16 protein-coding genes and 1 pseudogene are annotated in these 24,850 nt (G+C 44.0%); 7 read left to right on the top strand and 10 right to left on the bottom strand.

Translation table 11 applies throughout. From position 1 onward, the window contains the following. Positions 1–6 precede the first annotated feature (6 nt). The 4 genes from K6969_RS02030 to K6969_RS02015 form a co-directional block, all read right to left on the bottom strand. Complete coding sequence (locus tag K6969_RS02030) at positions 7–1,344, bottom strand: PFL family protein (RefSeq protein WP_024384706.1); 1,338 nt, start codon at positions 1,342–1,344, stop codon at positions 7–9. A gap of 11 nt (positions 1,345–1,355) precedes the next feature. Then, a complete protein-coding gene (locus tag K6969_RS02025) occupies positions 1,356–1,622 on the bottom strand; it encodes an ACT domain-containing protein (protein ID WP_029173833.1) in 267 nt (88 codons plus the stop codon). Positions 1,623–1,712: 90 nt separating this feature from the next. Further along, the gene (locus tag K6969_RS02020; protein ID WP_306455368.1) at positions 1,713–2,471 is read right to left on the bottom strand and encodes an AraC family transcriptional regulator; all 759 of its coding nucleotides are present in this window, start codon (positions 2,469–2,471) and stop codon (positions 1,713–1,715) included. Then, positions 2,423–2,683 carry a hypothetical protein gene (locus K6969_RS02015; RefSeq protein ID WP_228381563.1) on the bottom strand — a complete coding sequence of 87 codons (261 nt, stop codon included), beginning with the start codon at positions 2,681–2,683 and terminating at the stop codon, positions 2,423–2,425. The genes K6969_RS02020 and K6969_RS02015 overlap by 49 nt, the downstream gene beginning before the upstream one ends. A gap of 181 nt (positions 2,684–2,864) precedes the next feature. On the opposite strand from K6969_RS02015, the gene K6969_RS02010 reads away from it, so the two are divergent. The 7 genes and pseudogenes from K6969_RS02010 to K6969_RS01980 all read left to right on the top strand — a co-directional run bounded on the left by K6969_RS02010 (position 2,865) and on the right by K6969_RS01980 (position 6,860). Then, positions 2,865–3,767 carry a DNA-3-methyladenine glycosylase family protein gene (locus tag K6969_RS02010; protein ID WP_029173834.1) on the top strand — a complete coding sequence of 301 codons (903 nt, stop codon included), beginning with the start codon at positions 2,865–2,867 and terminating at the stop codon, positions 3,765–3,767. Positions 3,768–3,779: 12 nt separating this feature from the next. After that, positions 3,780–4,286 (top strand): methylated-DNA--[protein]-cysteine S-methyltransferase, encoded by a 507-nt coding sequence (locus K6969_RS02005; RefSeq protein WP_029945712.1) that lies wholly within the window; start codon positions 3,780–3,782, stop codon positions 4,284–4,286. Next, positions 4,283–4,438 carry an Ada metal-binding domain-containing protein gene (locus tag K6969_RS02000; protein WP_269434364.1) on the top strand — a complete coding sequence of 52 codons (156 nt, stop codon included), beginning with the start codon at positions 4,283–4,285 and terminating at the stop codon, positions 4,436–4,438. The genes K6969_RS02005 and K6969_RS02000 overlap by 4 nt, the downstream gene beginning before the upstream one ends. Before the next feature lie 36 nt (positions 4,439–4,474). Then, positions 4,475–4,804: an IS630 transposase-related protein gene (locus K6969_RS01995; protein ID WP_043027258.1), complete on the top strand. Its 330-nt coding sequence runs from the start codon at positions 4,475–4,477 to the stop codon at positions 4,802–4,804. A 37-nt stretch (positions 4,805–4,841) separates the two neighbouring features. Further along, the gene (locus K6969_RS01990; protein WP_061756377.1) at positions 4,842–5,321 is read left to right on the top strand and encodes an IS630 family transposase; all 480 of its coding nucleotides are present in this window, start codon (positions 4,842–4,844) and stop codon (positions 5,319–5,321) included. Between the two features lie 26 nt (positions 5,322–5,347). Next, entirely contained in the window at positions 5,348–5,554 is a 207-nt protein-coding gene (locus K6969_RS01985) for a transposase (RefSeq protein WP_029178852.1), read from the top strand. Beyond that, a pseudogene (locus K6969_RS01980) lies at positions 5,508–6,860 on the top strand (IS66-like element short variant transposase). Before K6969_RS01985 ends, K6969_RS01980 begins: the two are co-directional and overlap by 47 nt. A 230-nt stretch (positions 6,861–7,090) precedes the next feature. Here the strand turns inward: K6969_RS01980 and K6969_RS01975 are convergent. From K6969_RS01975 to K6969_RS01950, 6 genes are all read right to left on the bottom strand, one after another. Continuing rightward, on the bottom strand, positions 7,091–19,243 hold the full coding sequence (locus tag K6969_RS01975) for a Rib/alpha-like domain-containing protein (protein WP_321537448.1): 12,153 nt from the start codon (positions 19,241–19,243) through the stop codon (positions 7,091–7,093). Between the two features lie 1,149 nt (positions 19,244–20,392). Continuing rightward, positions 20,393–21,256 carry an IS982 family transposase gene (locus K6969_RS01970; protein ID WP_029173953.1) on the bottom strand — a complete coding sequence of 288 codons (864 nt, stop codon included), beginning with the start codon at positions 21,254–21,256 and terminating at the stop codon, positions 20,393–20,395. A 113-nt stretch (positions 21,257–21,369) separates the two neighbouring features. Then, complete coding sequence (locus K6969_RS01965) at positions 21,370–21,597, bottom strand: hypothetical protein (protein WP_029173952.1); 228 nt, start codon at positions 21,595–21,597, stop codon at positions 21,370–21,372. A gap of 456 nt (positions 21,598–22,053) precedes the next feature. Further along, entirely contained in the window at positions 22,054–22,272 is a 219-nt protein-coding gene (locus K6969_RS01960; protein WP_061631524.1) for a hypothetical protein, read from the bottom strand. A 396-nt stretch (positions 22,273–22,668) separates the two neighbouring features. Next, complete coding sequence (gene fni, locus K6969_RS01955; RefSeq protein ID WP_044759021.1) at positions 22,669–23,760, bottom strand: type 2 isopentenyl-diphosphate Delta-isomerase; 1,092 nt, start codon at positions 23,758–23,760, stop codon at positions 22,669–22,671. Between the two features lie 9 nt (positions 23,761–23,769). Next, entirely contained in the window at positions 23,770–24,849 is a 1,080-nt protein-coding gene (locus K6969_RS01950) for a phosphomevalonate kinase (protein WP_044759023.1), read from the bottom strand. Position 24,850: the final 1 nt, after the last annotated feature.

Genomic DNA, 24,850 nt, shown 5'->3' with positions numbered 1-24,850 from the left:
ACGTTTTTAGTTCTTAAAGCTATGAATTGGAGCTGGAATTTGTCCGCCACGGTTGATAAAGTCCACAGACGAAGCCTGATTGACCTTCATGACAGGAGCTGTTCCCAGAAGCCCACCAAATTCAATCATGTCCCCTTCTTTTCCAAGTGGAATAATACGGACCGCAGTGGTTTTCTGGTTGATAACCCCAATGGCCGCCTCATCCGCAATCATAGCCGCGATAGTTTCAGCAGGCGTTGTTTCTGGAATAGCAATCATGTCCAAACCAACTGAACAGATAGCCGTCATAGCTTCCAATTTTTCAAGGTTAAGTGAGCCATTTTGCACCGCCGCAATCATGCCCTCGTCCTCAGATACAGGGATAAAGGCACCTGACAAGCCACCGACTTGGTTGCAAGCCATGACCCCACCCTTTTTGACTGCGTCATTGAGCAAAGCCAGAGCAGCAGTCGTTCCGTGCGTACCTACGGTTTCTAAGCCCATTTCCTCCAACACCCGAGCCACTGAGTCTCCAACAGCTGGCGTCGGAGCAAGGGACAAGTCCACGATACCGAACTTAACACCCAGGCGTTCGCTGGCCATATTGCCGACCAACTGACCGATACGGGTAATCTTGAAGGCCGTCTTTTTAACGGTTTCTGCCACCACATCAAAGCTCTCGCCACGCACTTTTTCAAGGGCACGCTTGACCACACCAGGCCCAGACACGCCGACATTGATGACCACATCCGCCTCGCCGACACCATGGAAGGCACCCGCCATGAAAGGATTGTCCTCGACCGCATTGGCAAAGACCACCAGCTTGGCCGCCCCCATATCAGAAGCCTCCGCCGTCTCCTTGATGATCCGCCCCATGTCCCGCACAGCCGTCATGTTGATGCCCGTCTTGGTCGAGCCGATGTTGACTGACGAGCAGACTTTTGTCGTTTGGGCCAATGCCTGCGGTATAGAGTTGATGAGGATTTCATCCCCTTTTTGGTAGCCCTTTTGAACCAGAGCTGAAAAACCTCCGATAAAATCGATACCGATCTCATGAGCCGCCTTGTCCAAGGCATGAGCCAAGGGAAGATAATCCGTGGCATCCGTCGCCGCACCAATCAAAGCAATTGGCGTTACCGACACCCGCTTGTTAACAATGGGAATTCCCAGCTCCGCCGCAATCTCATCGCCGACCGCTACCAAGTTCTTGGCCTTGGTCACGATTTTGGTATATACTTTCTCAGCAGCCTTATCGATGTCCGAGTCAATACAGTCCAAAAGGGAAATCCCCATTGTAATAGTCCGAATATCGAAGTGTTGCTCCTCGATCATCTCAATGGTTTCTCTAACCTGTCTAATGTCCATGATTGCTCTCCTTACAAGTTGTGCATAGCATCAAAAATCGCCGCACTTTGAATGTTGATTTTCACATTCAAAGCCTGACCATAGGCTTCTAGTTCTGCACGAAGTTGCGTGAAATCTTTCTTCTCATCTGATGACACCACCGCCATCATGGTAAAATACTCATCCAAAACAGTCTGAGAAATATCATCAATATTCAAACCCAATTCCGCAATCTTAGTCGCAACACCCGCAACAATTCCTGACTTGTCCTTACCGACAACTGTAACAATAGCTTTCATCTGAACACCTCTTCTAAATTTTCATTTATTTTATCATAAATATGCAAAAAAAGGTAGAAATCATTCCTTTTCTACCCGTATCGTCCGTATTTACAAACCTTGTTGTTTTCTGTAATCTGTCACGGTCATGCCTGTCCAGTTTTTGAAGGCACGACTGAAGGCATTGACCTCGCTATAGCCAACCAAACTAGAGATTTCTTCTATCGAAAGTTTTATCTTGAGATAGGATAAGGTCATGGCCTTTTGGACAACTTGTAGTTCCTTCTTAAAGCTGGTATTTTCTCCAGTTAGGTTTCGTTGCAAGGTCCGAACGCTGACTCCTAAACGGTGGGCAATATCTTCTACAAAAAAGAAGCCGCTGGGAATAGCTGAATAGAGTTCCTGTTGGACATAGCCAGCAAAGCTCTGCTCCCTCTCCTGCTGAGCTAGATGCTGATTGAGCTCCGTTTCTAGATACTGCCACATAATATTGTTCTGTGTCAAGAAGGGCTTCTGCAAATCCGCCTTATCAAAAACTAGAAGATTACTCTTGCCTTTTTGGACAGGCAGGCCAAACTCTTTGATGGTTTCTTCGTCATAGCCAAAGGGGCTTTCGACCACTAGTGGAACAATCCGCTCACCAACCCCCGTCCGAATCAGATGAAGGACCAATAATTGCTCATTAAGGACTGAAAACTTGGGTAGATCCATATTGGCATGGGCAAATTTGTAGGTGATGGAAACCGTTGTTTTAGCTTCGACCATATCCACTTCAATCGGTCCCACAATTTTCTTAAAACGAGCAAAGCGGTCCAGGGCCTCTATCCCATGTGGAGATGATAAAGCTGCAAAGAAGGCTGGAACAAACATCTGTATTTGAGAAATCTGACTGAGCATACGGATATTTCTTCTGTCATAACACGATCAAATTCCTGTAACAGACGATAATACTCTAAGCTGGTCAGACTAATTTCTTCCTGCCAGAGCTTGTTGGGTACTTCCGCCCGCTGCAAGAGCAGGGAAATGTCTGCTCCGATACTCTTTAGAAATGCTTGAAATTGATGGGTAATGGTGAGTTTCATAAGAATCCTTTTTTCTTTCTAAGGCTAGTTTACCAAATTGTACTTGCCAGAGCCAGACTTTCTAGTCCTTAAAATGCAACAAACAGCTTCGGCAGTTCTTATAGTAAAAGACAGATTGTGTTATTTTTCCTGACTGGTATTCTGTTATAATGAAAACAAGAAAATCCAGAAAGGTTCTATTATGCCCCAACAAATACTGACACTCTCCGTGCCGACTATCTTTTCATGGGAAGCTATTTTAGGCTACCTGACCCGTGAAAAACATGAAATCATGTACAAGGTGATTGAGGATAAAGTTCGACGTACCTTTTTCATCGATAACCAAATCTATCTGTGTGAAATAGCTTATATTGAACCTAAAAAACAACTCCAAATTTCGGTTTTAAATCGACAAAATTGGAGCACTAGCAGTCAAGAATACATTGCACAGTTTGTCTCGGACTGGTTTGATTTAGACACATCCTTGGTAGCATTTTATGAATTGGCATCGACTGATTCCATTCTGAGTAATCTTATCAAGGAATTTTATGGACTCAGAATGGTCGGCATGCCTGATTTCTACGAAGCCATTACTTGGGGAATACTAGGCCAGCAAATCAATCTCGCCTATGCCTATACCCTAAAAAAACGGTTTACAGAGACTTTCGGACAAGCCGTTTCTTTCAAGAGCGAAGATTATTGGATATATCCAGACCCTAAAAAAGTAGCTCAAACGACTATTGAAAAGTTAGTTAGTCTAGGTATGACAGTCCGGAAAGCTGAATATCTCATTGACATCTCACAAAAAATTGCGGATGGTAACATTTCAAAATCCTATTACCAGACATTTGCATCTGCCGAGAAAGCCGAAAAGGCTATGGTCAAATTAAGAGGAATTGGTCCTTGGACAGCCAACTATGTTCTCATGCGTTGTCTGCGAATGGGAGATGCCTTCCCCATGGCAGATATTGGGCTATTAAATGGCATCAAAACCATCAAGCAATTACCAGAAAAGCCAAGTCCTGATACCTTGCTCCAGTTAAAGCAAGAGTGGGGAAACTGGGCTAGCTACGCCACCTTTTATATCTGGCGTTTAATCTACTAAAGGAGGAAAATCATGCTGATTCAAAACGATTATCTGTCCCCAATGGGCAGACTGATTATACTGGCTGATGACCAATCTATCAAAGGAATCTGGTTTCACGACCAAAAATATCTAGGAGCTGGCTACGACCTTCAAGTCATACCAATAGGCGAAAATAAGATTACCATCGAAGTAAAAGATTGGCTAAAGCGGTATTTCGCTGGAGAAAATCCAACGGTAAACCTAGCTATCCTAGCTCCTGAAGTCACGGATTTTCGCAGAAAAGTACTCGAACTACTGGTGCAAATCCCTTACGGGCAAACGACTACTTATAAGGCAATAGCAGAGCAGATAGCCAAGCTGGAAGGAAAAGAAAAGAGTTCTGCACGGGCAGTTGGTGGGGCCGTGGGGCACAATCCAATCTCTCTACTCATCCCCTGCCATCGTGTCTTGGGAAGCAAGGGAGAACTGACAGGCTATGCCGGTGGGATTGAGCGAAAAATAGCCCTCTTAAATCTTGAAGGAGGTCAAACGATATGATGACCGAAACCGAATGGAAAGCTATCATTGAAAACGACTCTTCCTATGACAATCTGTTTCGCTACGCTGTCAAAACCACAAAAATATTTTGCCGTCCTTCTTGCCCTTCACGTCCACCAAAACGAGAAAATGTCACCATCTATTATAGTTAATCAGTTTTAAATCAGTAATTATGGTATACTAAAGTTATGGCATACGATTTAGATTTTAGAAAACGAGTGATTTCGTTTGTTCAAGACGAAGGTCATACTCGAAAAGAAGCTTGTCAGCTTTTTGATATTAGCGTAAACACTCTCTATTTATGGGAACAACAGTTAAAACATCACGGGACTTTGGCGGTTAAAAAGCGTTCTTCACGTCCTAGAAAATTGCCACCGGATCAACTTCAGAAGTTTGTCTCAGAGCATCCAGATGCCTTTCTCCGTGAAATAGCTGAACATTTTGATTGCACACCACAGTCTGTTTGGGCTGCTTTAAAGAAACTCAAAATAACTTTAAAAAAAGACAAGAACTTATAAAGAGCAGGACACAGGAAAAGTCCAGCAGTTCTCAACCATTCTCCAACTCCTATCCGGCTATCCAATCATTTACATTGATGAAACCGGCATTGATACTTATTTAACACGCCCACGAGCGAGAGCTCCTAGGAGGCATAAGGTTCTGGAGAAGATTAGTGGACGAAGGTTTGAACGTATTTCAGTTGTAGCTGGTCAAATTGGAAATCAATTTGTAGCTCCGATGATTTACAAAGAAAGTATGACAAGTGATTTTTTTATGAAGTGGTTTTCAGAGGAGCTGTTACCCTCCTTATCTGAAACTCATGTTATTGTGATGGATAATGCGACTTTTCACCCTAAGAAACAACTAGATGAGCTTTGTATTGAACATCACCACTTCTTTCTGCCCTTACCTCCGTATTCACCGGAATTAAATCCAATTGAAACTGCTTGGGCAAACTTAAAGAAAGCAATCATAGAATTATTACCGCAATTCGAATCTATAAATGAATCATTGGATTACTATTTCAAAACTTAATAACTATAAAAAGAAGGAGATTGGTTATGTCATCACTAGAAAAAATTATTGAAACACAGTCAAAAACGATAGAGATGATGGCTAATGAACTCACTCTCCTTCGAGAACAGGTTGACTATCTGAGACAGAAACTCTACGGAAAATCATCAGAGAAGGTCGTATATCAACCAGGTCAGCTGAGCTTGTTTGGGGAGGAAAGTCTCCCTGAAGAAGAAGCTGACTTACCCAGTTGAAACGGAGACCATCACCTATAAACGCAAGAAAGCTAAGGGAGTTCGTCAGGCTATTTTCAGCCAGTTCACTCCAGAGATTGTTCATCACGAATTGCAGGGCGAAGACTGCACTTGTCCAGACTGTCATGGACAGTTGAAAGAGATTGGTTCTACTGTTCAACGACAAGAGTTGGTCTTCATTCCCGCATAATTAAAGCGGATTGACCATGTTCAACACGCATACAAGTGTCAGGCATGTAGTCAGAAGAATCTAAGCGATAAGATTATTAAGGCTTCCGTTCCTAAGGCACCTTTGGCACACAGCTTGGGTTCAGCTTCAATCATCGCTCACACCATTCACCAGAAATTCAATCTGAAGGTGCCTAATTACCGTCAGGAAGAGGACTAGCACAAGCTTGGTCTGCCCATCAGTCGGAAGGAAATAGCCAACTGGCACATCAAGTCTAGTCAATATTATTTCGAGCCGATTTATGACCTGTTGCACGAGAAATTGTTGGAGCAGCCTGTTCTCCATGCGGATGAGACCTCCTACAAGGTCTTAGAAAATGATAGCCAATTGACCTTCTACTGGACATTCTTATCTGGGAAGCATGAGAAAAATGGAATTACCCTCTATCATCATGACAAACGACGGAGCGGCTTAGTTGTGGAGGAGTTTCTTGGGGACTATGCGGGCTACGTTCATTGTGACATGTGGAGTGCTTATCGTCAATTAGACAAGGCTCAGCTCGTTGGCTGTTGGGCTCATGTTAGACGAAAATTTTTTGAGGCGACTCCTAAGAAGACAGACAAGACTTCTTTAGGAGCGAAGGGTTTAGCCTATTGCGACCGCCTGTTTGCCTTGGAGAGTGACTGGGCTGACCTGTCTACTGAGGAACGGCTACATAAACGGCAGACAGAGTTAACTCCCTTGATGGACGAGTTCTTTGATTGGTGCCGTGAACAGGCTGTCTTGCCAGCTTCCAAATTGGGTACTGCAATAGAGTATAGCCTCAAATACGAAACCACCTTCCGAGCCGTTCTCTCGGACGGTGACCTAGTCCTGTCCAACAATATGGCTGAGAGGGCTATGAAGACCTTGGTGATGGGCAGAAAAAATTGGCTTTTTTCTCAGAGCTTTGAGGGAGCCAAGTCGACAGCTGTCATTTTGAGTCTTTTAGAAACAGCTAAGCGACACGGACTTGATGCAGAAAAATATATGACCTATCTTCTAGAACACTTACCTAATGAGGAGTCGCTCGCAAAAAAGGAGGTTTTAGAAGCCTATTTGCCATGGGATAAAAATATTAAGAGAGCTTGTAAATAGAAAAAGGTTCCAGAGTCGACAGGACTTTGGAACCTTTTTCAATACACTTTGTTATTGGGCGGTTACAATATATATTGCTTTAAATATAGAAAAAGAGAGAACGAACTTCGTTCTCTCGAGGTAGAGCTTTTCATCTACCCACTACAGTTGACAAAGAGCCCTCATTCGAGCCTCCTCTTTCCTATCCATGGTCACTGTCTATCTTTACAAGTCCGTCAAAGAATCTTAGATTATTCTTTTTCCTCTTTGCGGCGTTTCATAGCCACAAGGCCTAGACCTGCTAGGGTTAATAGACCTGCTAGGGTCGATAGACTTGCTTGTTCACCTGTGTTTGGTAAGATTCCTTTCTTACCTCCTACAGATGAAGCACCGCCGCTTGGTAATACAGAGCGGCTAGTTGAGCCTGCTGTTGCACTACCGCTTGGTTGATTTGTAGTATCTGGAACTACTTTGATACGAACCGCATCCTTAGCCACAATCGTATCGACAGAGCCGTCTGGATAAGTAACGGTTACTGTGCCGTCGTCTGATACTTTGATTTCTGTGCCTGCTGGAAGATTGTTGCTGTCTTCAACTGCTTTCTTAACAGCTTCTTTCTCTTCATCAGTCAACTTAGCTGGGTCTGTGACTTGGACTGGGCTCTCAACTGCTGGAGTCAAGCGTCCTGCGGTATCTTGACCTGCTGGGGTTGAAGCTGGATCTTTGGCATCTGTGCCGGCCGCAGTTTCTTCCTTGTTGGTAAAGCCGTCTTTATCGTCGTCAAGGGTTTCAGGGGTTGAAGCCTTGTCATTGATATCGCTACCTGCTGCTGCTTCGTCCTTGTCTGAGAAGCCGTCGCCGTCTGTATCCTTAGCTGTCACCGTAGTGTTGGCTGGGATAGTATCTGTTGACTGGTCTGGATAAGTAACGGTTACTGTTCCGTTGTCTGATACTGTGATTTCTGTGCCTGCTGGGAGGTCGTTAGAAGTCTTCACTTCTTCCTTGATAGCTTCTTTTTCGGTATCTGTTAACTTAGCTGGGTTCTTAACTTCTACTGGCTCAGCTAGACCTGGAGTCAGGCGTCCTGCGGTATCTTGACCTGCTGGAGTTGATGCTGGGGCTGTTGGATCAGTACCTGCAAGCAATTCATCTAGGTTGCTGAAGCCATCTTTATCATCATCAGCCTGAAGATCGTAAGCTGGAAGCTCATGAGTTTCGCCAGCGCCATGTTGTGACTCCATGACAGTCTTAGTTGGCAAGATTGTATCGACAGAGCCGTCTGGGTAAGTAACGGTTACTGTACCGTTGTCAGAAACTTCTACCTTAGTGCCTGCTGGAAGATTGTTGCTGCCTTCAACTGCTTTCTTAACAGCTTCTTTCTCTTCATTTGTCAATTTAGCTGGGTCTGTGACTTTCACTGGACTAGCAACTGATGGAGTCAAACGATCTGATATTGTAGCTTTCGGAATGAGAACTGAACCAGCTTCTGTTGAAGGTACCTCCCCATTCTTAGAAATAACTGAAACAGCTGTGCCACTTTCAATCTCAGAAACAGAGATAGTAATCGTGCCATCAGGGTTGACTACCGGGATTGAGCCCTCTGGTGCTAACCACTTGCCATCTTCACCCTTGGTAATGCTTACAGTGATTGGTTGTGCATTATCTTTCGGAGTAAAGGTGATGTCAATGCTTGTCGCTCCATCTGCTGGTGGTATGATAAGCACATTGCCATTACTGTCTACAGATACTGTTGGTACTGTTGGTACTGCTGGCGCCACTGGAGTTTCAGGAGTAACTGCTGTTGAAGTTGATGGAACATAGCTTGCGCCTGCTTCTGCTGATGGAACCTCCCCATTCTTAGCCACTACAGATACTACTGAGCCGTCTTTCACACGGTCGGCTGGGATAGTGATGCTACCGTCTGAGTTAACTACCAAGCCTGAATCTGCTGGAGCTGTCCAGTTGCCTGCCGCATCTTTGGTCACTGTTACAGTGACTGGTTGGTCGCTACCTTCTGGGGTGAAGGTAATGTCAAGACTTGTCACATTTTCAGTTGGCGGTGTGATGCGTACGCTACCGTCTGTTGCGGTCTCAACTGTAGGAGCTAGTGGAGCTACAGCTGGAGTCTCTGGGGTATCCTCAGATGTCGCTTGATCATTCTTAGCCACTGCTGTTACTTGACCTTCTGTCCCATCTTTGAGCTTATCTGCTGGGATAGTGATGCTACCGTCTGGGTTAACCACCAAGCTTGAATCTGCTGGAGCTATCCAAGTGCCATCCTCACCCTTGGTAATTGGCACTCTAACTGGTGTGTCACTGCCTTCTGGGATGAAGGTAATGTCAAGACTTGTCACATTTTCAGCTGGCGGAGTAACAGTTACGCTACCATCACCATTGGCTGTTACAGTCGGTTTGCTTGGAATCACTGGTACTTCTGTTGACTGAACTGGTACAACTGTGGAGCCAACTTGGTCAGAAGCAAGGTCACCATTCTTAGCTACCACGGATACAGAGCTACCATCTTTGGCAATGTCTGCTGGGATAGTGATTGTGCCGTCTTGGTTCACAACTAGGCCTGAGCCTGCTGGAGCTGTCCAAGTACCTGCTTCATCTTTGGTTACTGTAACGGTGATTGGTTGAGTGCTGCCCTCTGGTGTGAAGGTAATGTCAAGGCTTGTTACATTTTCAGCTGGTGGAGTAATGAGTACCTCACCTTCTGGAGTCACGGTCACACCTGGTTTAGTTGGTGCTACTGGTTTTTCGTCTGCATTTGTAGACGCAGTCGGTACAACAGTCGTCGCTACTTCAATTGCTAAGCTGTCGCCATTCTTAGCCACTACAGATACTGCCGAGCCATCTTTCACACGATCAGCTGGGATAGTGATGCTGCCATCTGGGTTCACAACCAAGCCTGAGTCAGCTGGAGCTGTCCACTTACCGTCTTCACCCTTGGTTACTGTAACGGTGATTGGTTGAGCGCTGCCCTCTGGTGTGAATGTAATGTCAAGGTTTGTTACATTTTCAGCTGGTGGAGTGATGAGGACATCGCCTTTTTCTGTCGTCGCAATAGCTGGCTTGCTTGGTGCTTCAGTCTCAGTTGCCTTCACTGTTTCAGACGGCTTAATAGTATCTGTTGACTTATCTGGATAAGTAACGGTTACTGTGCCGTCGTCTGATACTTTGATTTCTGTGCCTGCTGGAAGATTGTTGCTGTCTTCAACTGCTTTCTTAACAGCTTCTTTCTCTTCATCAGTCAACTTAGCTGGGTCTGTGACTTGGACTGGGCTCTCAACTGCTGGAGTCAAGCGTCCTGCGGTATCTTGACCTGCTGGGGTTGAAGCTGGATCTTTGGCATCTGTGCCGGCCGCAGTTTCTTCCTTGTTGGTAAAGCCGTCTTTATCGTCGTCAAGGGTTTCAGGGGTTGAAGCCTTGTCATTGATATCGCTACCTGCTGCTGCTTCGTCCTTGTCTGAGAAGCCGTCGCCGTCTGTATCCTTAGCTGTCACCGTAGTGTTGGCTGGGATAGTATCTGTTGACTGGTCTGGATAAGTAACGGTTACTGTTCCGTTGTCTGATACTGTGATTTCTGTGCCTGCTGGGAGGTCGTTAGAAGTCTTCACTTCTTCCTTGATAGCTTCTTTTTCGATATCTGTTAACTTAGCTGGGTCTGAGACTGGGACTGCTTCTTTCACAATAGGATCAAGGCGTTGAGCTGAGGTTTCACCTGACGGAACATCTGCTGGATTGTTCTTATCTGAACCTTTTCCGTCTTCTTCCTGATCACTGAAGCCGTCCTTGTCTGTATCTGTGGCAACTGGAACAAAGATAGTATCTGTTGTACCGTCTTTGTAAGTCACTGTTCCTGTCACGCCAGCTTTGCCGTTTTTATGCTCAACGTTAGGATTTGCAATAGTCAATTCGACTTCTGGTTTTTCACCGCCATTGATACCTGGAACATCGATATTTGCCAAAATCTTAGCCTGATCAGCACCAGGAAGTGCTGTTCCCTCTTCTGTCGATACCGAAATTAGGACTGGTGATTCTGATTTCAAGCTTGGAGTATAGAGGCGATTGTCTCCTGAACGTACAGGTACTTGGATTGTATCCTTGGTACCATCTTCGTAGGTCACAACAACCTCAACTGCCGGCTGACCATCTGCTGTCTCAACAATGACTGGATTGTCAATAGTTGCTGTACCACCGTTGGTTTCAACCGCATCCTTGATGGCTACCAAGTCTGCTTCCTCTTCCACTTTATCACCTACACGAGGGATGTCAGTCAAGGTGACAGCTGATGTCTTCAGACTTGGTTCATACGCTTGGTTATCTGCCTGTTTGACCGGAACGTTAATCGTATCTACTGAGCCATCGCCATAGGTCACAAAGACTGGAACGTATGGCTGGTCTTCGACAACAATCACAGTCGGACTCTGACCTAGACTTGCAGTGGCGCCTTCTGGAGCAAGAACCTTATCTAAAATCGCATCCTTATCAGCCTGTTCAGTAATACTTGTACCTGCCTTAGGTTCAACTGAAACAATAGCTTTTTCTGGATTGCCATCTTCTGCTTTCTTCAAACTAGGTTCTTTCTGAGCACTTTCTTTCTGAACAACTGGCACATCTACAGTATCTGTCGTACCATCTGCATAAGTAATCGTAGCTTCCACAACTGGTTGGTCTTCTTTTACTTTGACAGTAGGATTTGCTGGTAGGGTTACCGTTGGAGCCTGATCGCCCTGAGCTACTGTTGGTACTTTAACACTTGCGATAATCGCATCTTTATCAACCTGACTAGTGATTGGACTACCGTCTGTCACCGTAGCATCTACCTGAACAGATTCTGTTACTTGTTCTGGTGTGTACTTGCTATTGTCTGCACGTTTCACTGGAACATGAATAGTATCTTGAGTACCATCTGGGTAAGTCACTGTTACTGGAACAACTGGTTCACCGTTTTCACGTACCACTTTGGCATCATCTGCGATCGTTGCCTTAGCACCTTCTGGAACTTCAACCTTAGCAAGAATTGCTTGCTTGTCGGCTTCTGGAACCACTGTACCTGTTGCCGCAGCTGCCTGAATTGGCACTGAAGTCTGGTCTTTCAAGCCTGGCTCTTTAACAACATTATCAGCCTGTTTAACTGGGACTTCAACAGTATCTTGGGTACCATCTAGGTAGGTCACAAGAACATTGACAACTGGTTGACCTGCATGTGGGCCATCTTCCTTACCAGCGACAATAGTAGGATTATCTACTGTAGCTTTTGTTCCTTCTGGCAACTTGCTCAAGTCAACCTTGGCTTCAATAGCTTCCTTGTCTGCCTTATCTGATACGCTTAGACCAACCGCTGCTTCTGTCAGAACTGGGACTGAATTAGTATCTCTCAGACTTGGGTCGTTGGCCAAATTGTCAGCCTGTTTAACTGGGACATTAATGGTCTCAGAAGTGCCGTCTGGGTAGGTGATTTCGACTGGAACGACTGGTTTGCCATCCACGATTTCAACCACGGCATTATCTGGTACTTTCACTTCCGTATCTTGAGGAAGATTTGTCTTATCAACCTTGCCTGCAATGGCTGTCTTGTCAACTTCTTGTACAGGCTCATTTGTCTTAGCTGGTGTGTCTATCAAGACTGGGCTATCCGCATTTGTCAAGCTTGGTGTATGCTTAGCACTGTCTTTTTGTACAACAGGGACATAAACTGTATCCGTAGTCTTGTCTGGATAGGTCACTGTCACTGGAACAACTGGTGTGCCATTTCTATCTACAACCTTAGCATCTTCTGGAAGACTTGCGACACCGTTAGAACCGTCTGGAATCGTCACAGCATCCTTGATAGCTTTCTTATCGTCTGCTGATAGAGGGCTGTCCGGAGTAACAGGGGCATCCACTTTGACCGCTGCAGTTGGGGCTGTTGGGTTGTGGACTTGGTTATCCGCATGTTTGACAGGAACTTCAATCATCTCTTTAGACTGATCAGGGTAAGTAATTTCAACTGCAACTACTTTCTTACCTTGATTTGCGCCTGTACCGTCTTTGACTGCTGAAGCAATGGTCTTAGTCACTTGAGGCTTAGTGCCATCTTGAGTAGCTGCTGGAACATCTACATTGGCAAGGATAGCAGCATCGTCAGGGCTAGTAATCGAAGGATTGCCTGCTGGATCTACAGAGATTGGAACTTCTTTGCTTTCTACCAAGTTAGGTGTGTAGACAGCTCTGTCAGATTGACGAACTGGTACTTGAACCTTGTCAACTGTGCCATCTGGGTAATGAACTTCTGCTTCAACAACTGGCTTGCCGGCAACCTGTTTCACCTTAGCATCTTCTGGAACGTGAATCTCACCATTTGAGCCTTCTGGTACATTCACACCAGCCTTCAAGGCTTCTCTGTCTTCAGCAGAAAGTGGCTGATCTGAGGTCAATAGCGTATCTAGTGCTACTGGTGTTTCTTTGGCAGTCGCATCGTACTGAGCACTGTCTTTTTGAGCCACTGGGACTTCTACCTTGTCCTTAGTGCCGTCCTTGTAGGTTACTTCTACTTCGACAACTTTCTTGTCTGCATTTTGACCTGAGCCGTCTTTGACTCCTGAAACAACTTCTTTTCTAGGTGCATCTTGACCTGAAAGACCTGGTACCTCTACCTTATCCTTGATAGCTGTCTTGTCTTCTTCTGTCAACTTATCTAGTGTCGTTGCAGCTGTAGCTGGCTGGCTGATAAGGGCTGGTTTGTTTGGTTCTGTGACAGTTGGCTCCGTAGCTTCGTTATCCTTCTGATCTACTGGGACATAGACTGTGTCTGCGGTCTGATCTGGGTAGGTCACGGTTACCTTGACAGCTGGTTTGCCATCATGGATTTCAACTACTGGAGTTTGATCAAGAGTAGGTTGACCATTAGAACCAGCTGGAACCGTTACTTTAGCAAGGATGGCTGCCTTGTCAGCCTGATCAGTGATAGCTGTACCTAGAGCATGACTAGCCTTGATAGCGGCTGGCGTATCTGGATTGCTTACAGTCGCTTCATACTTGGCATTGTCTCTCTGCTTGACTGGGACTTCAACGTTTTCAGAAGAACCATCTGGGTAGTTAACAGTCACAACAACCACCTGCTTGCCTGTATTTCCACTTGTTCCTGTTGTTACCTGGGCATTTTCAGGAACTGTAACTGTTGGCTGTTGTCCACCTTCAGGGAAGTTCGTTACTCTTACCGCAGCTTTCACTGCGTTTCGCTCTTCCTCTGTCAATGGTGTGCCTGGCGTTGTTACAGAGTTAATCGGTGTTTCAGTCACTGTTGGAGTGTACTTGGCACTGTCTTGTTGCTTGATTGGCACCCTTACTGTATCCCTAGACTGGTCTGGGTAGACAATGGTTACTGTACCATCTCCTGCAACTTGGAAGTCTGTTCTTTCAGGGAATGTGATGTTCGGGTTAGCATCTTTCAAGGCCTGAATAATCCGTGGTTTTTCAGACTCTTGAACCGTCTCTCCTTGGAGAGTAACAGGACTTGTAGGAGCTTGAGGGTCGATAGTCGTCGTTAATTCAGGGTAAACCACTTTCACATAGTTCTTAATCACTTGTCCCCAAACGTTGGTTGTGGTAACTTCTGCGAAGTAGGTACCTTGTGTAGGAAGACCTGCTGCTCCGTTATTTACAGTTGTAACATTTTGACCATCATTTGTAGTACTATGACCTGTGATTGTACGAGTATATTGATCCGCTGGAACTTCGAACTTGTAGTTAGGATCGTTTGTTTTTTTAAAGTTATCAGCATAGGCGCTTGTCGCATCAATGGTTAATTTTTCAAAGATTTGAGCTTCTTCCACAGCCTGACCGTAGGTTCCAGCTACAGCCTGATTAGGATCTGCCACCTTATCTGTATAACCAACTACACGGAAATCACTGCTCTTAGTTGCCTTTCCTTTACTATCTGTAGCCGTAAGGTTGACTATCCATGAAGCACCCGGTCCATAGTTTCCAATACCATTTCCATGTAGGGTTCCGTTTGGCGCTACATTAATGCCAATTGTACCATTAGATAATGTCTTGATTGATTCAAATGTCAGTGCATCTCCTTCTGGGTCTGTAAATGGCATTCTACCAAATTTATTATTCGTTACTTGTTCCACAGTTAAGCTCTGACGATCTGTAGGGAAGGCAGGGGCTGGCTGATTTTTCTCAGGACCTGAGAACACAAGCAATGTAGGAAGTTCATGTCTTTGAATATTAGCACCTGTTACCCAGCGAGTTGGAAGCAGGTCGCTTGTTCCAAATACTGGTCCTTCATTGGCTTTCAAGACTTGATCTGCTGTAAGAGTATCTGTCTTGCCACCATGTGGATAGGTGACTGTTACTTGACCGGTATTTGTAACATCGATACGAACTTGCTTGCTAGCATCGTTACCTGCATAACCATCTATCACTGCGATATGTGGGTTGGCATCCTTAACAGCCTGCTTGATGGCATTCTTTTCAGTATCTGTCAAACTACTTGCATTGTTAACAGAAACTTTGGCACTTTCTGCTGGTGCTACCAAGCGATCCACAACTGTGAAGGTGATGTCGGTGAGGGAAACATTTTCAGGAGAATTCCTTAGCTTATTATCATCGCCCAAACGGAACTTATAGGTCGTCTGCTCTAGTGTCTCAGTTGGAGTTCCTGAGAAACTCACCTTACCAGTGTTTGAACGTTGACCACGATTATCATTTCCTAGTATAAATTGAGTAGGTTTGGTTGGAGTAATAGTAAAGGCATTCGCTGTAGTACCGTTTGTCACACCTAGGATAGACGGTGTAAGTGGTCCACTATTATCTGTTGGTTTAATGCTTATAGTTCCTTTTGAAACTCCACCCTCTGTACCGAATAGGGAGTTGTCCTGAATTGGAACGTCTATCGTATAGGCTTCCCCCTTGATAAGAATATGTTCTGTGACATCTGCCGTTGGCGCAATGTCATCTTTTACTAGATACTTGAAGGTTTGTAAACTTGATCTGACACCATCTTTATTGGCTAAACTAAATTTAAGCTCGACAATTTCAGTGCCTGTATCTTTGACAACACCAGCTTCTTCAATTGTTGTAAAGTAACCAATCGCATTATTAGTACGAGTTTGTGCTTCATCTTCTGTATAAGGGACGTACTGCAATCCAAGTGTCCGCAATTTAGCTTGTGAATCATCATCAAATTGAACAGAAGTCAAGTCTACAGGAGAACCGTCATTTGTCACTTTTAACTCAACCAAACCTGTTGTATCTTTTCCGTAGAGATCTTCAGTTGTTGAAGTCCTAGGACGAGCCACTTTTCTACCAACAGTACTCATGCCGTGGAAAGCTACCTCGCTATACTTTGCATTTAGCTCAGCATCGACAAGAAGTGGAGGAGTAACATCTTGAACTTTGACAGGAGCCTTACCGTTCAAGCCAGCTTTTGCTGTAATCAAGTTTGTTAAAGCATTATCAACATCTGCTTGAGTTTGTTTCGAACTTGTATTTTCTTTTGCTACCTTGGCTGCTGCTAGATCCTGCTCAAAGGCTTGTTTCTTATCTTCAGAAGCATACTTGTAAAGTGGGTTGGCATCGTTTTTAGCTGCTTCTGCATCTGCAATAGCCTGCTCCAGACCTTTCTTGTCAAGATCCTTGGTAACAGGACTAGCGTTTAATCCCTTAAGAGCAAGTGTTAAATCGTTAGTCAAAGTAGGAACATTGCCAAGTGTATTCTGCTCAGTTACTTTCTTAGCTGCTACTATTGCATTGTCTAGTGCCGTTTGTTTGTCTTGAGTAACACTAGTGTAAAGATTTGAATTCTTAGTTTCTTCTGCCTGAGCAACTAGGTCTTTCAAGTGCTTCATGTCAGCGTCGAGGTTGTAGGCAGTTGCCAGAATTCCGTCCAATTCCTCAACAGAGTTACTGTTGTCTACCGCTGCTTTAAGATCATCTTTTTGAGCATTGTTCAAGTTTGTCAATGCACTAATCTTGTTTTTCGTGTCATTTTTCTTAGGTTGAGCTTGTGCGTCCTGAATGATGTTGTTGATGTCGCCCTCTGTGGTAGCAACGTCGATTTCATTCTTATAATCTTGTTTTTGCGGGTCTGTCAATCCTTGGATGGCATCGATGGTGCGCTTAACGGCATCTTTGGCGGCATCAGCCTTGGCCTTGTCCACGATGGATTTGATCTGCTCAGCTGGTGTTTTACTGTCTGATACAGAGGTATCCTTGGTAATGGCATTGATTTGGTTTAGGAGGTCTTCCTTGTTTGCTGGTGCTGGGTCCATGCCATTAATATCTGCTACGGCCTTGGTCTTGATATCATCAAAAGCCGCCTTATCCAAGGCTGTTTTGATAGCATCAGCTGAATCTGCATTAGCAATTTCGTTCGTATACTGAGTTTTTTGATCAGGAGTTAGGTTGGTAAAGTCTTTTAACTTCTCCTTGGCTGTTTCTTTGAACTTGTTTAGGTCTTGGGCCTTAGCTTCAGCTACTTTGCCATCAATAGCGTTTGTAGTGGTTAGATCGTCGATTCCTTGCTTGAATTGAGTTTTTTCTTCCTCTGTCAAGTTGGCAAACTTGTCAATCTCAGCCTTGGCAGTAGCTTTTTTCTGCTTCAACTCATCAGCCTTGTTTTTAGCATTTGTCAGAGCTTGTTCGATTGCGTTAGCATCCTGAGCGTCTTGAACTGCATTTTTAAAGTTCTGTTTATCCTCTGGCTCAAGGATCAACTTGTCAATCTCGGTTTTAGCAGACTCTTTCAGTGGTGTCAAGTCCGTCTTAGCCTCAGCCTTTTTGAAAAGCATGTCTGCTGTGATAACACCGGCAACTTGACCTGTTTGACCACTTTGATTCTTTCCTAAAACTTCGATACCTACAATCTTATTACCTTCTCGTTTAAGACGTGCATCGGTTTCAGAGGCTACAACCATATCGTCAGTAGCCACGTCATTATCATAACGACTACCATAACCAAATATAACCGTTCCTTTAGCTAGTGTACCACTACGTCCACCATCGTTACTTCTCTTCAGATTGTTCTTAATTTTCAGAGCGTTTAGTTGCTGATTCCATTTGCTTTCTTCAATATTGCTAGCATCTGGCACTTCAACTTTATCCGGCAACTGAATACGATGCATGGTATTTTTCGTCTGTTCGTTAGGTGAAAAAATAACTTTGTTTCTATTGCCATTTTCTGTTTCTGCTGTATGATCAGAAGAATTGTAACTCAGACTGGTTTGTGTGGACGTAAAAGTTCCCGTCCCTCCTTGGGTAGTGGCTGGTTTAGGATAGAAGAAAGCAGAGAGATCGTAGCTATCTTTTGCATCGTCTGTATAGATAATTTCCACCTTGCCAGTATCACCTGTTGGATATTTAATCTCCTTGATACTATCTTTTACATCTGGGTTGGCTTCTTTAATTGCTTGAGTTTTCTGTTGTTTCTGCTCGTTAGTTATCTGTCCTAGATCATCTACCTGTGTCCGTGACGGTAACTTGGGTTCATACTTCTCCGCCATGGTACGAATATCTGGGGTTGTTCCATATTTAGCGTAGAAGTTAGCGTAGCCGTTAGCGATTTGGGCATTCATGCCGTAAATAAAGTTCATCGGTTTGTTGCCATCTTTAACTTCTGATCTAAACTTATAAACAACCTTATTAGAAGAAGCGGGAAGCTTGTTTATATAGAAAGTGCGTGACTTATCTTTAAAGTCCCTGTGAACAGCGATTTCAGCTGCTGCGCCGTCACCACTAGTGTTAAAGGTCTCCAAAAGACGCCCCCAGTCCCCTTGCCATTTATCACCATTGTACTGCCAACCAGCCCAAGCAGTTTTCTGAGTAGCTGAAATCCACTTTACATGTGATTGACCATTGTCGGTCAATAAATCTGGACGACCAGCAACAAAACGAGCATCCATCCAGACAGCTGGAGTGTTCCAATGAGAGGTTCCAGCATCTGCAGGATCTGCCCATTCCCAAGCACTAAACTTGTCTGTCTGATATAAAACTTGGGTTGCTCCATTGTTCAGATAAGTTTCCCTTGTGATCTGTTGAGGATCATAGAGGGAATCCGGAATATTAAATGCAAGGAAGGTAATGTTTGGATAAGAAGTTCCTTCGTTGTTAAAGGTTAAAGTCACATCGACATAATGCTTCTTAGTGGCAGAGTCGTAGTATGGTGTCGTTGTAATGTCGAAGTCCTTTTGAGTTGACAAGTCCTTAGGCGAACCATTACGGGCGTAACGGATATCCACTCCTGGAGTGTAATCCGTTCCCGCCTCTACAATAGGAGCATCTGTCAAAACAGTGCTGATACCAATGGCAAGAGAGACAACCCCGATAGTCAGCTTACGAATACTAAACTGACTTCTTTTTTCAAAGTTAAAGGCTTCCTGCCTGTTTAACTTTTTCCGTTTAAATTTATGCAAATTCGTTTCCTCCTTGAATTTTTCCACATTGATGATAAGCTGACCTTCCCCATGACAGACAAAGCGTGACTAGACCAAGCAAACAAGTTTCTATTTTCATCTAACTCCTCTCTTTTATGGTCACTTAATTTTTCCACTCCTTGCGGTAATATAGTTGCTTAGTTTTAAAACAGTAGTCCGATTTGATGCCCCTAACGTTGCAAAGTAACTAACGGATTTATGAAAATCACTTCCCTAAATCCTAGGTTTGCTTCATTGGCCCCTAAATAAAAACCAAACAACTGATATGTAAAGCCCTTTGTCAAGTAAAAACAATCGAACTGATTAAAAAATGAAAAGTATCTAGAAAGAGCCTAGTTCTTAGCTTCGGGCATTGGCCACTCTGATATTCGTGGATTGGTTACCTACAGGTCAATGGTTCTGCCGCGAGTCCTACTCTCTATAAGCGTGGATCACAATTGTGCCACTTAGTCATTTCGTAGATGACTGATATGTAAAGCCCTTTGTCAAGTAAAAACAATCGAACTGATTAAAAAATGAAAAGTATCTAGAAAGAGCCTAGTTCTTAGCTTCGGGCATTGGCCACTCTGATATTCGTGGATTGGTTACCTACAGGTCAATGGTTCTGCCGCGAGTCCTACTCTCTATAAGCGTGGATCACAATTGTGCCACTTAGTCATTTCGTAGATGACTCAAACCTTGAAGTCCTAGACTCCTTCAAGATACTCTCCATTCAAACATGATTTCAATCCTTATTTCTGTCCAAATCACCCAGTGAGTTTGGATAGAAATAGGAATTCTTCATCGCTCTATAAAAGACAAACTAAATGACGATACAAACAAGCTGTCAGGCTAGCCAGAAATACAGAAACTGCAAAAGGCGGAGCTTCTACACGAAGTCCGCCACCAATTTATATTAGCTCAAAAAGACAGTCTACACCTGTCTGTCTGTCTGTCTGTCTGATTGTAAGACAAGTCATGAGAACCGTCAACTCCTTATATCAATGAATACATGAATTTTACCATATATCCTGTTTTATTTCAAGTGTTTTGTAAACGTTCGCAGGTCGTAGACACAAAGAAAATGCATGTAAACATTTTCAAGCTACATGCATCCTTTTTATATTTTTACGAAATATACCCGTGGTGCTAGTTCATTTCAAAATAGTGTAAGTTATGAGCTAGAATAATTTGTTCCATTCGTAACTGTAGTCCGGCTAGCCCTCTAGCCAATGTATGTTCGATGTCAAAGAGACGACACAGTTCAGAAAAACGTGTTTCAATAGTTCGTCTCAAGGCCATTACTTTCCAATTGTTATGCTCTTCAGCCCCTGTCATGTTTTTACGAAATGGTGTCCATAGATGGTATCCTTGTTGCTCTAAGTCCTTCTTGAGTTCACTGCTCAGGTAGCCTAAATCACCTAGGATAACCGATTGCTTACACCCTTCTAATAATTCATAAACCACCTTGATATCATGAACAGAGGCTGGCGTGACAACATAGTTCAAAATATAACCAGATAAGGTCACCAGCATATGAACCTTGAAGCCGTAGAACCAAAGATGTTTAGAGGCGTTGTAGCCAATATCGGCTAATCCTTTAAAAATGGTAACTCTGTGATTGCGAACGGGTTGGCAAAGTGGCAAAGGAAAACTATCTATAATGGCGACTCTATCAGATGGAAGCATATCACTCATAGCTTTTCGGATTAATTGGACTAGCCAAATCAATTGTTTTGACCGACGATTGAAACGACTTCTTTCTAGTAACTGACCAAAAGGAAAGAGGTGGCAGATACTGTAGAAATGGCGCTGCGATGTTATACCTAGTTCAGCTTGTAACAAGAGCAAGACAAGGATTGATTCATCTGAAACTTTGACTAAGCCAACATTTCGCCGATGTTTAAAGGAATCTGGGCAATAGTTTTGGTAGAAGTGATGACAAATTTGTGATAATTGGCGTACATTCCATTGCAAATGATGAGATTTAGCAGTATACTGTAAGTGGCTCATTTGGACTAACCTCCTGTATGTTTCGTCACTTACAGTATAGTCCATTTGGGCTTTTTATTGTATTTTGAAATGAACTAGCACCAGGGGTGAAATATGCATAGAAACCTGACTAATTAGGGATTCGCAAGCATATCACGCTGAAGCTGGATAACCTGTTCCAATGGAAGCTCCAAATTCTGTGCGATAACATCAACAGAAAAACCTGACCTCAAGAAATTACAAGCAGAAACAATCTTATTTTGTTCGATACCTTTTTCGATACCTTTTTCTATCCCCTCTTCTCTGGCATATCGTAGGGAAGAATAATATAGTTCCTCTCGATCCAACTCTTTATTCCACATATCTTATTCCTCCTTGGTCCATGTTGTAAAGTCTAGGGCATGTTCTGCCTCTGAAATGATCCGGTCTGGTTGTATGCTGAAGCTGCAATTTCCGAAAAATTCAAACCATTTTTTCAAGTCATAGTCTGGAACCGTCTCTGGTTGGTATTTATCCAATTCAAGAAAGGCTAATTTGACCAGGCTGTGCTGTTTGATACTGTCCTTTGGTTGGATAAACAGTTCCTCATTCGTCTCTTCTTCTTTTAAAGAAAAGATGTGGAAAGGGCGGTCATCGTCAAAGTAATTTTTTTCAACCAGTGCAATACCGTAAACAGGATAAAGCTACTCATGGCTGGTGTGGGTGTTGCCATGTTCCTGACGAGCTTTTTCTAAATTATCATGTACCTGGGTACAGATGTAGGTCCACAAACGATTGATAAAAAATTTCTGCCTGACAATCTGGATTTCAATAACAACCTAGGTCCCGTCATCAAGCTTGACTAAAATGTCTGTTACCGTGTAAAAACCCCTAGGGAGATGGTCATTGGGGAGGCGGATTTGATAGCCATCAAGTAACTCCACTTCGGTAACGGTCAAGTTTAAAATATCAGAAACAAAAGCCTTGGTCACTTCCTTGTTCTGGAAAATCTTCTTGGCAACTGTATCTTGGGTTGGTTTTAAGCGAGTGTGTCTCAAAATACCACTTCTTTTCTCACTACTCTTGTCAATCCTAATGAGACGAAAGTTTAGTAGACAGTCTTCAATTAGGTCTGGAGCATTCTTTTTATTAGGCGAATTCAGCACCTATCTAACTATATTATTGCATGAAAATACGATTTTTTCAAGAGATATTGATAGCTAGTTTGTATAGTATAGTGGCTTGAATTAGAATAAGGACAACTTTTGGTTAGAGTGTTAGTAGTCCACTCCCAAAATAGTTTTAGAGTTCTCAAATTGATAAACTTTGACGTGTACTGTTTCTGATTCATTTTATTATATCTGTAAAGAAAAAGCTTACAATCTTAGTTGCACACATTTTCTTAACACATTGAACATTAAAAGTGGTCTCTCGACCACCTTTTTTGTGTATTCTTATCTCACTGACCGACGGGCATAGGCTTTCCAATCAATATTTCGTGCCTCACACCAGTTCTGTACATTCGGTGCCAAAACCAAATCTTTCTTGCGAAGGTCAGCAATATTCTTTGCCCCCAACATGGTCATGATTTCTGCCATTTGCCATTGAATGGTCTTAATAGCCTGAAGCCCCTCATCAAAACGATACCCCTTACCATCCTTTACATATTGAAGGAAATAATTAGACATACCAACAAAGTCTGCACCTAGGGCTAGTGACTTGACAATATCGAGCGGTGTTTTAATACCACCAGAAGCGATGAGACTTGGACGGATATCCTCAGAAACAGTCATAGCCTCTACCAAGGAGGTCACTGTTGATTGACCCCAACCTTCTAAATAGGCATAAGCATTGAAGGTTCGGCGGGCATTTTCAATCTTAGCGAAATCTGTTCCACCTGTACCAGAAACATCGATAGTTTTTACACCGACAGAAGCCAGTCGGGCAACTGTTTCACGACTCATACCGAAACCAACCTCTTTGACAATGACAGGTACTTCCATCTCACGCACTAAAGTTTCAATGTTTTTCAACCACATGGTGAAATCACGATCCCCCTCAGGCATAACAATCTCCTGCGGTGCATTGACATGGATTTGAATAGCATTGGCTTCCAATAAATCCACCGCTCGCTTGGCATTTTCAACACCATGATGAGCACCTAGATTGGCAAAGATAATGCCATTAGGATTTTCCCTACGCATAACTGAGAAGGTTTCCGCAACAGACGGTTCCTTGATAGCTGCACTAACAGACCCTGAGGCCAAGGCAATCTTACCAAAATGCCCCATAATCCCCAAGAGACGATTGATTTCTCTCGTCTTCTTGCTCCCGCCAGTCATAGCGTTGATAAAGAAAGGAAAGTCAAAGTCCAAACCAGCTACACTGGTCGAAATATCCACCTCATCCACCTTGGTCTGAGGCAAGGAATGGTGAACAAACAAAGTTTCTGTAAAATCCTTGGCCGGCATGGCACTATACTGCTGATTGGCCAAGCCAACATGTTGATCCTTACGGTCTAAACCAAATGCTCCTAAATAAAACATAGTTTCTCCTTATTCTCTACTTGCGATGTTTAATTTGAGTGGAAAAATGCCGGCTTGTTGCCAAGCCTTCTCAATCGCTGCTTTTTGTTCCTTACTATCTACCAAGCAAATGCCGCAGTCACCACCACCTGCTCCTGACGATTTGGCCACCGCCCCATAAGTCCGAGCCAGTTCACAGAGTTGACTCAGTTGAGGAGTTTCAATCACCAAGCCCATCCCAGTCGCAAAGTCTTGTAAAAGCTTGCGGTTCTGAGTAATGGCCTGTCTTGCTGACGCTGAGTCATTTGTCTGACAAGCTACTATCAACTGCTCTACACAGGTTTTAGAGTCGGCTAAAAATTGGCTATGAATGTGCTCTTTTTCTGCCTGACTTTTTTGGCTTTCCATCTGGGAAACCAATCGATCTGTCGAAGCCGCCGACCCTGTCCAGCCAACCAAGAGGTCTAAGCCTTCAGGTAGCTGGATCGGACTGATGGACAAACCTTGCCAATCACTTTCCACCAGCTCAAGCAGGGACAGCTCTGCCATTTTCCCTAAAAGCCAAGAACGGTCCAAGGAATGATAGGCGATCAAGCCACCAAAACTGGAAGCTGCCAAATCTCCGAAGGAACCCGTCCTACCTAACTTGGTCTGGGCCAGGGCTGCCAGCTTGTAGGTCAGCAGGGCATCTGGTCGGTGACCGTAGTAGGTCAGCAGGGCCTTGACCGTCGCAACCGTCACTGCCCCTGACGACCCCAATCCGTACTTAGCACCTGAAGTCTGGTCATCCAGGTCAGATTGGACCGCTAGGCTGTAGGTTGCTTGACAGGACTGACCTTTGGCTGTCAGATAGGCTTCTGTAACCTGCATGGCTGTCTCAATCAGAGCATAAGGATGGTCACCTTGGACATGAACGATACCTTCCTGACGCTCCCAGGTCAGATAGAGGTCTGCTTGCTGGCTGGAGTGAAGAAGGCCGTGGTCACTTGTTTCAATGGTGACAGTCAGGTATTGGTCAAGGGCCGCAATCACTGCGGGATAGCCTGCCTCGACGACTGCGTATTCCCCTGCTAGAAAGAGTTTTCCAGGTATCTTTACTTGTACTTTCATG

The organism is Streptococcus suis (assembly GCF_019856455.1).
Taxonomy (GTDB): Bacteria; Bacillota; Bacilli; order Lactobacillales; family Streptococcaceae; genus Streptococcus; species Streptococcus suis_AE.
Note: the sequence above shows the minus strand (reverse complement) of the source record. Positions and strands in the feature narration are given on the sequence as shown.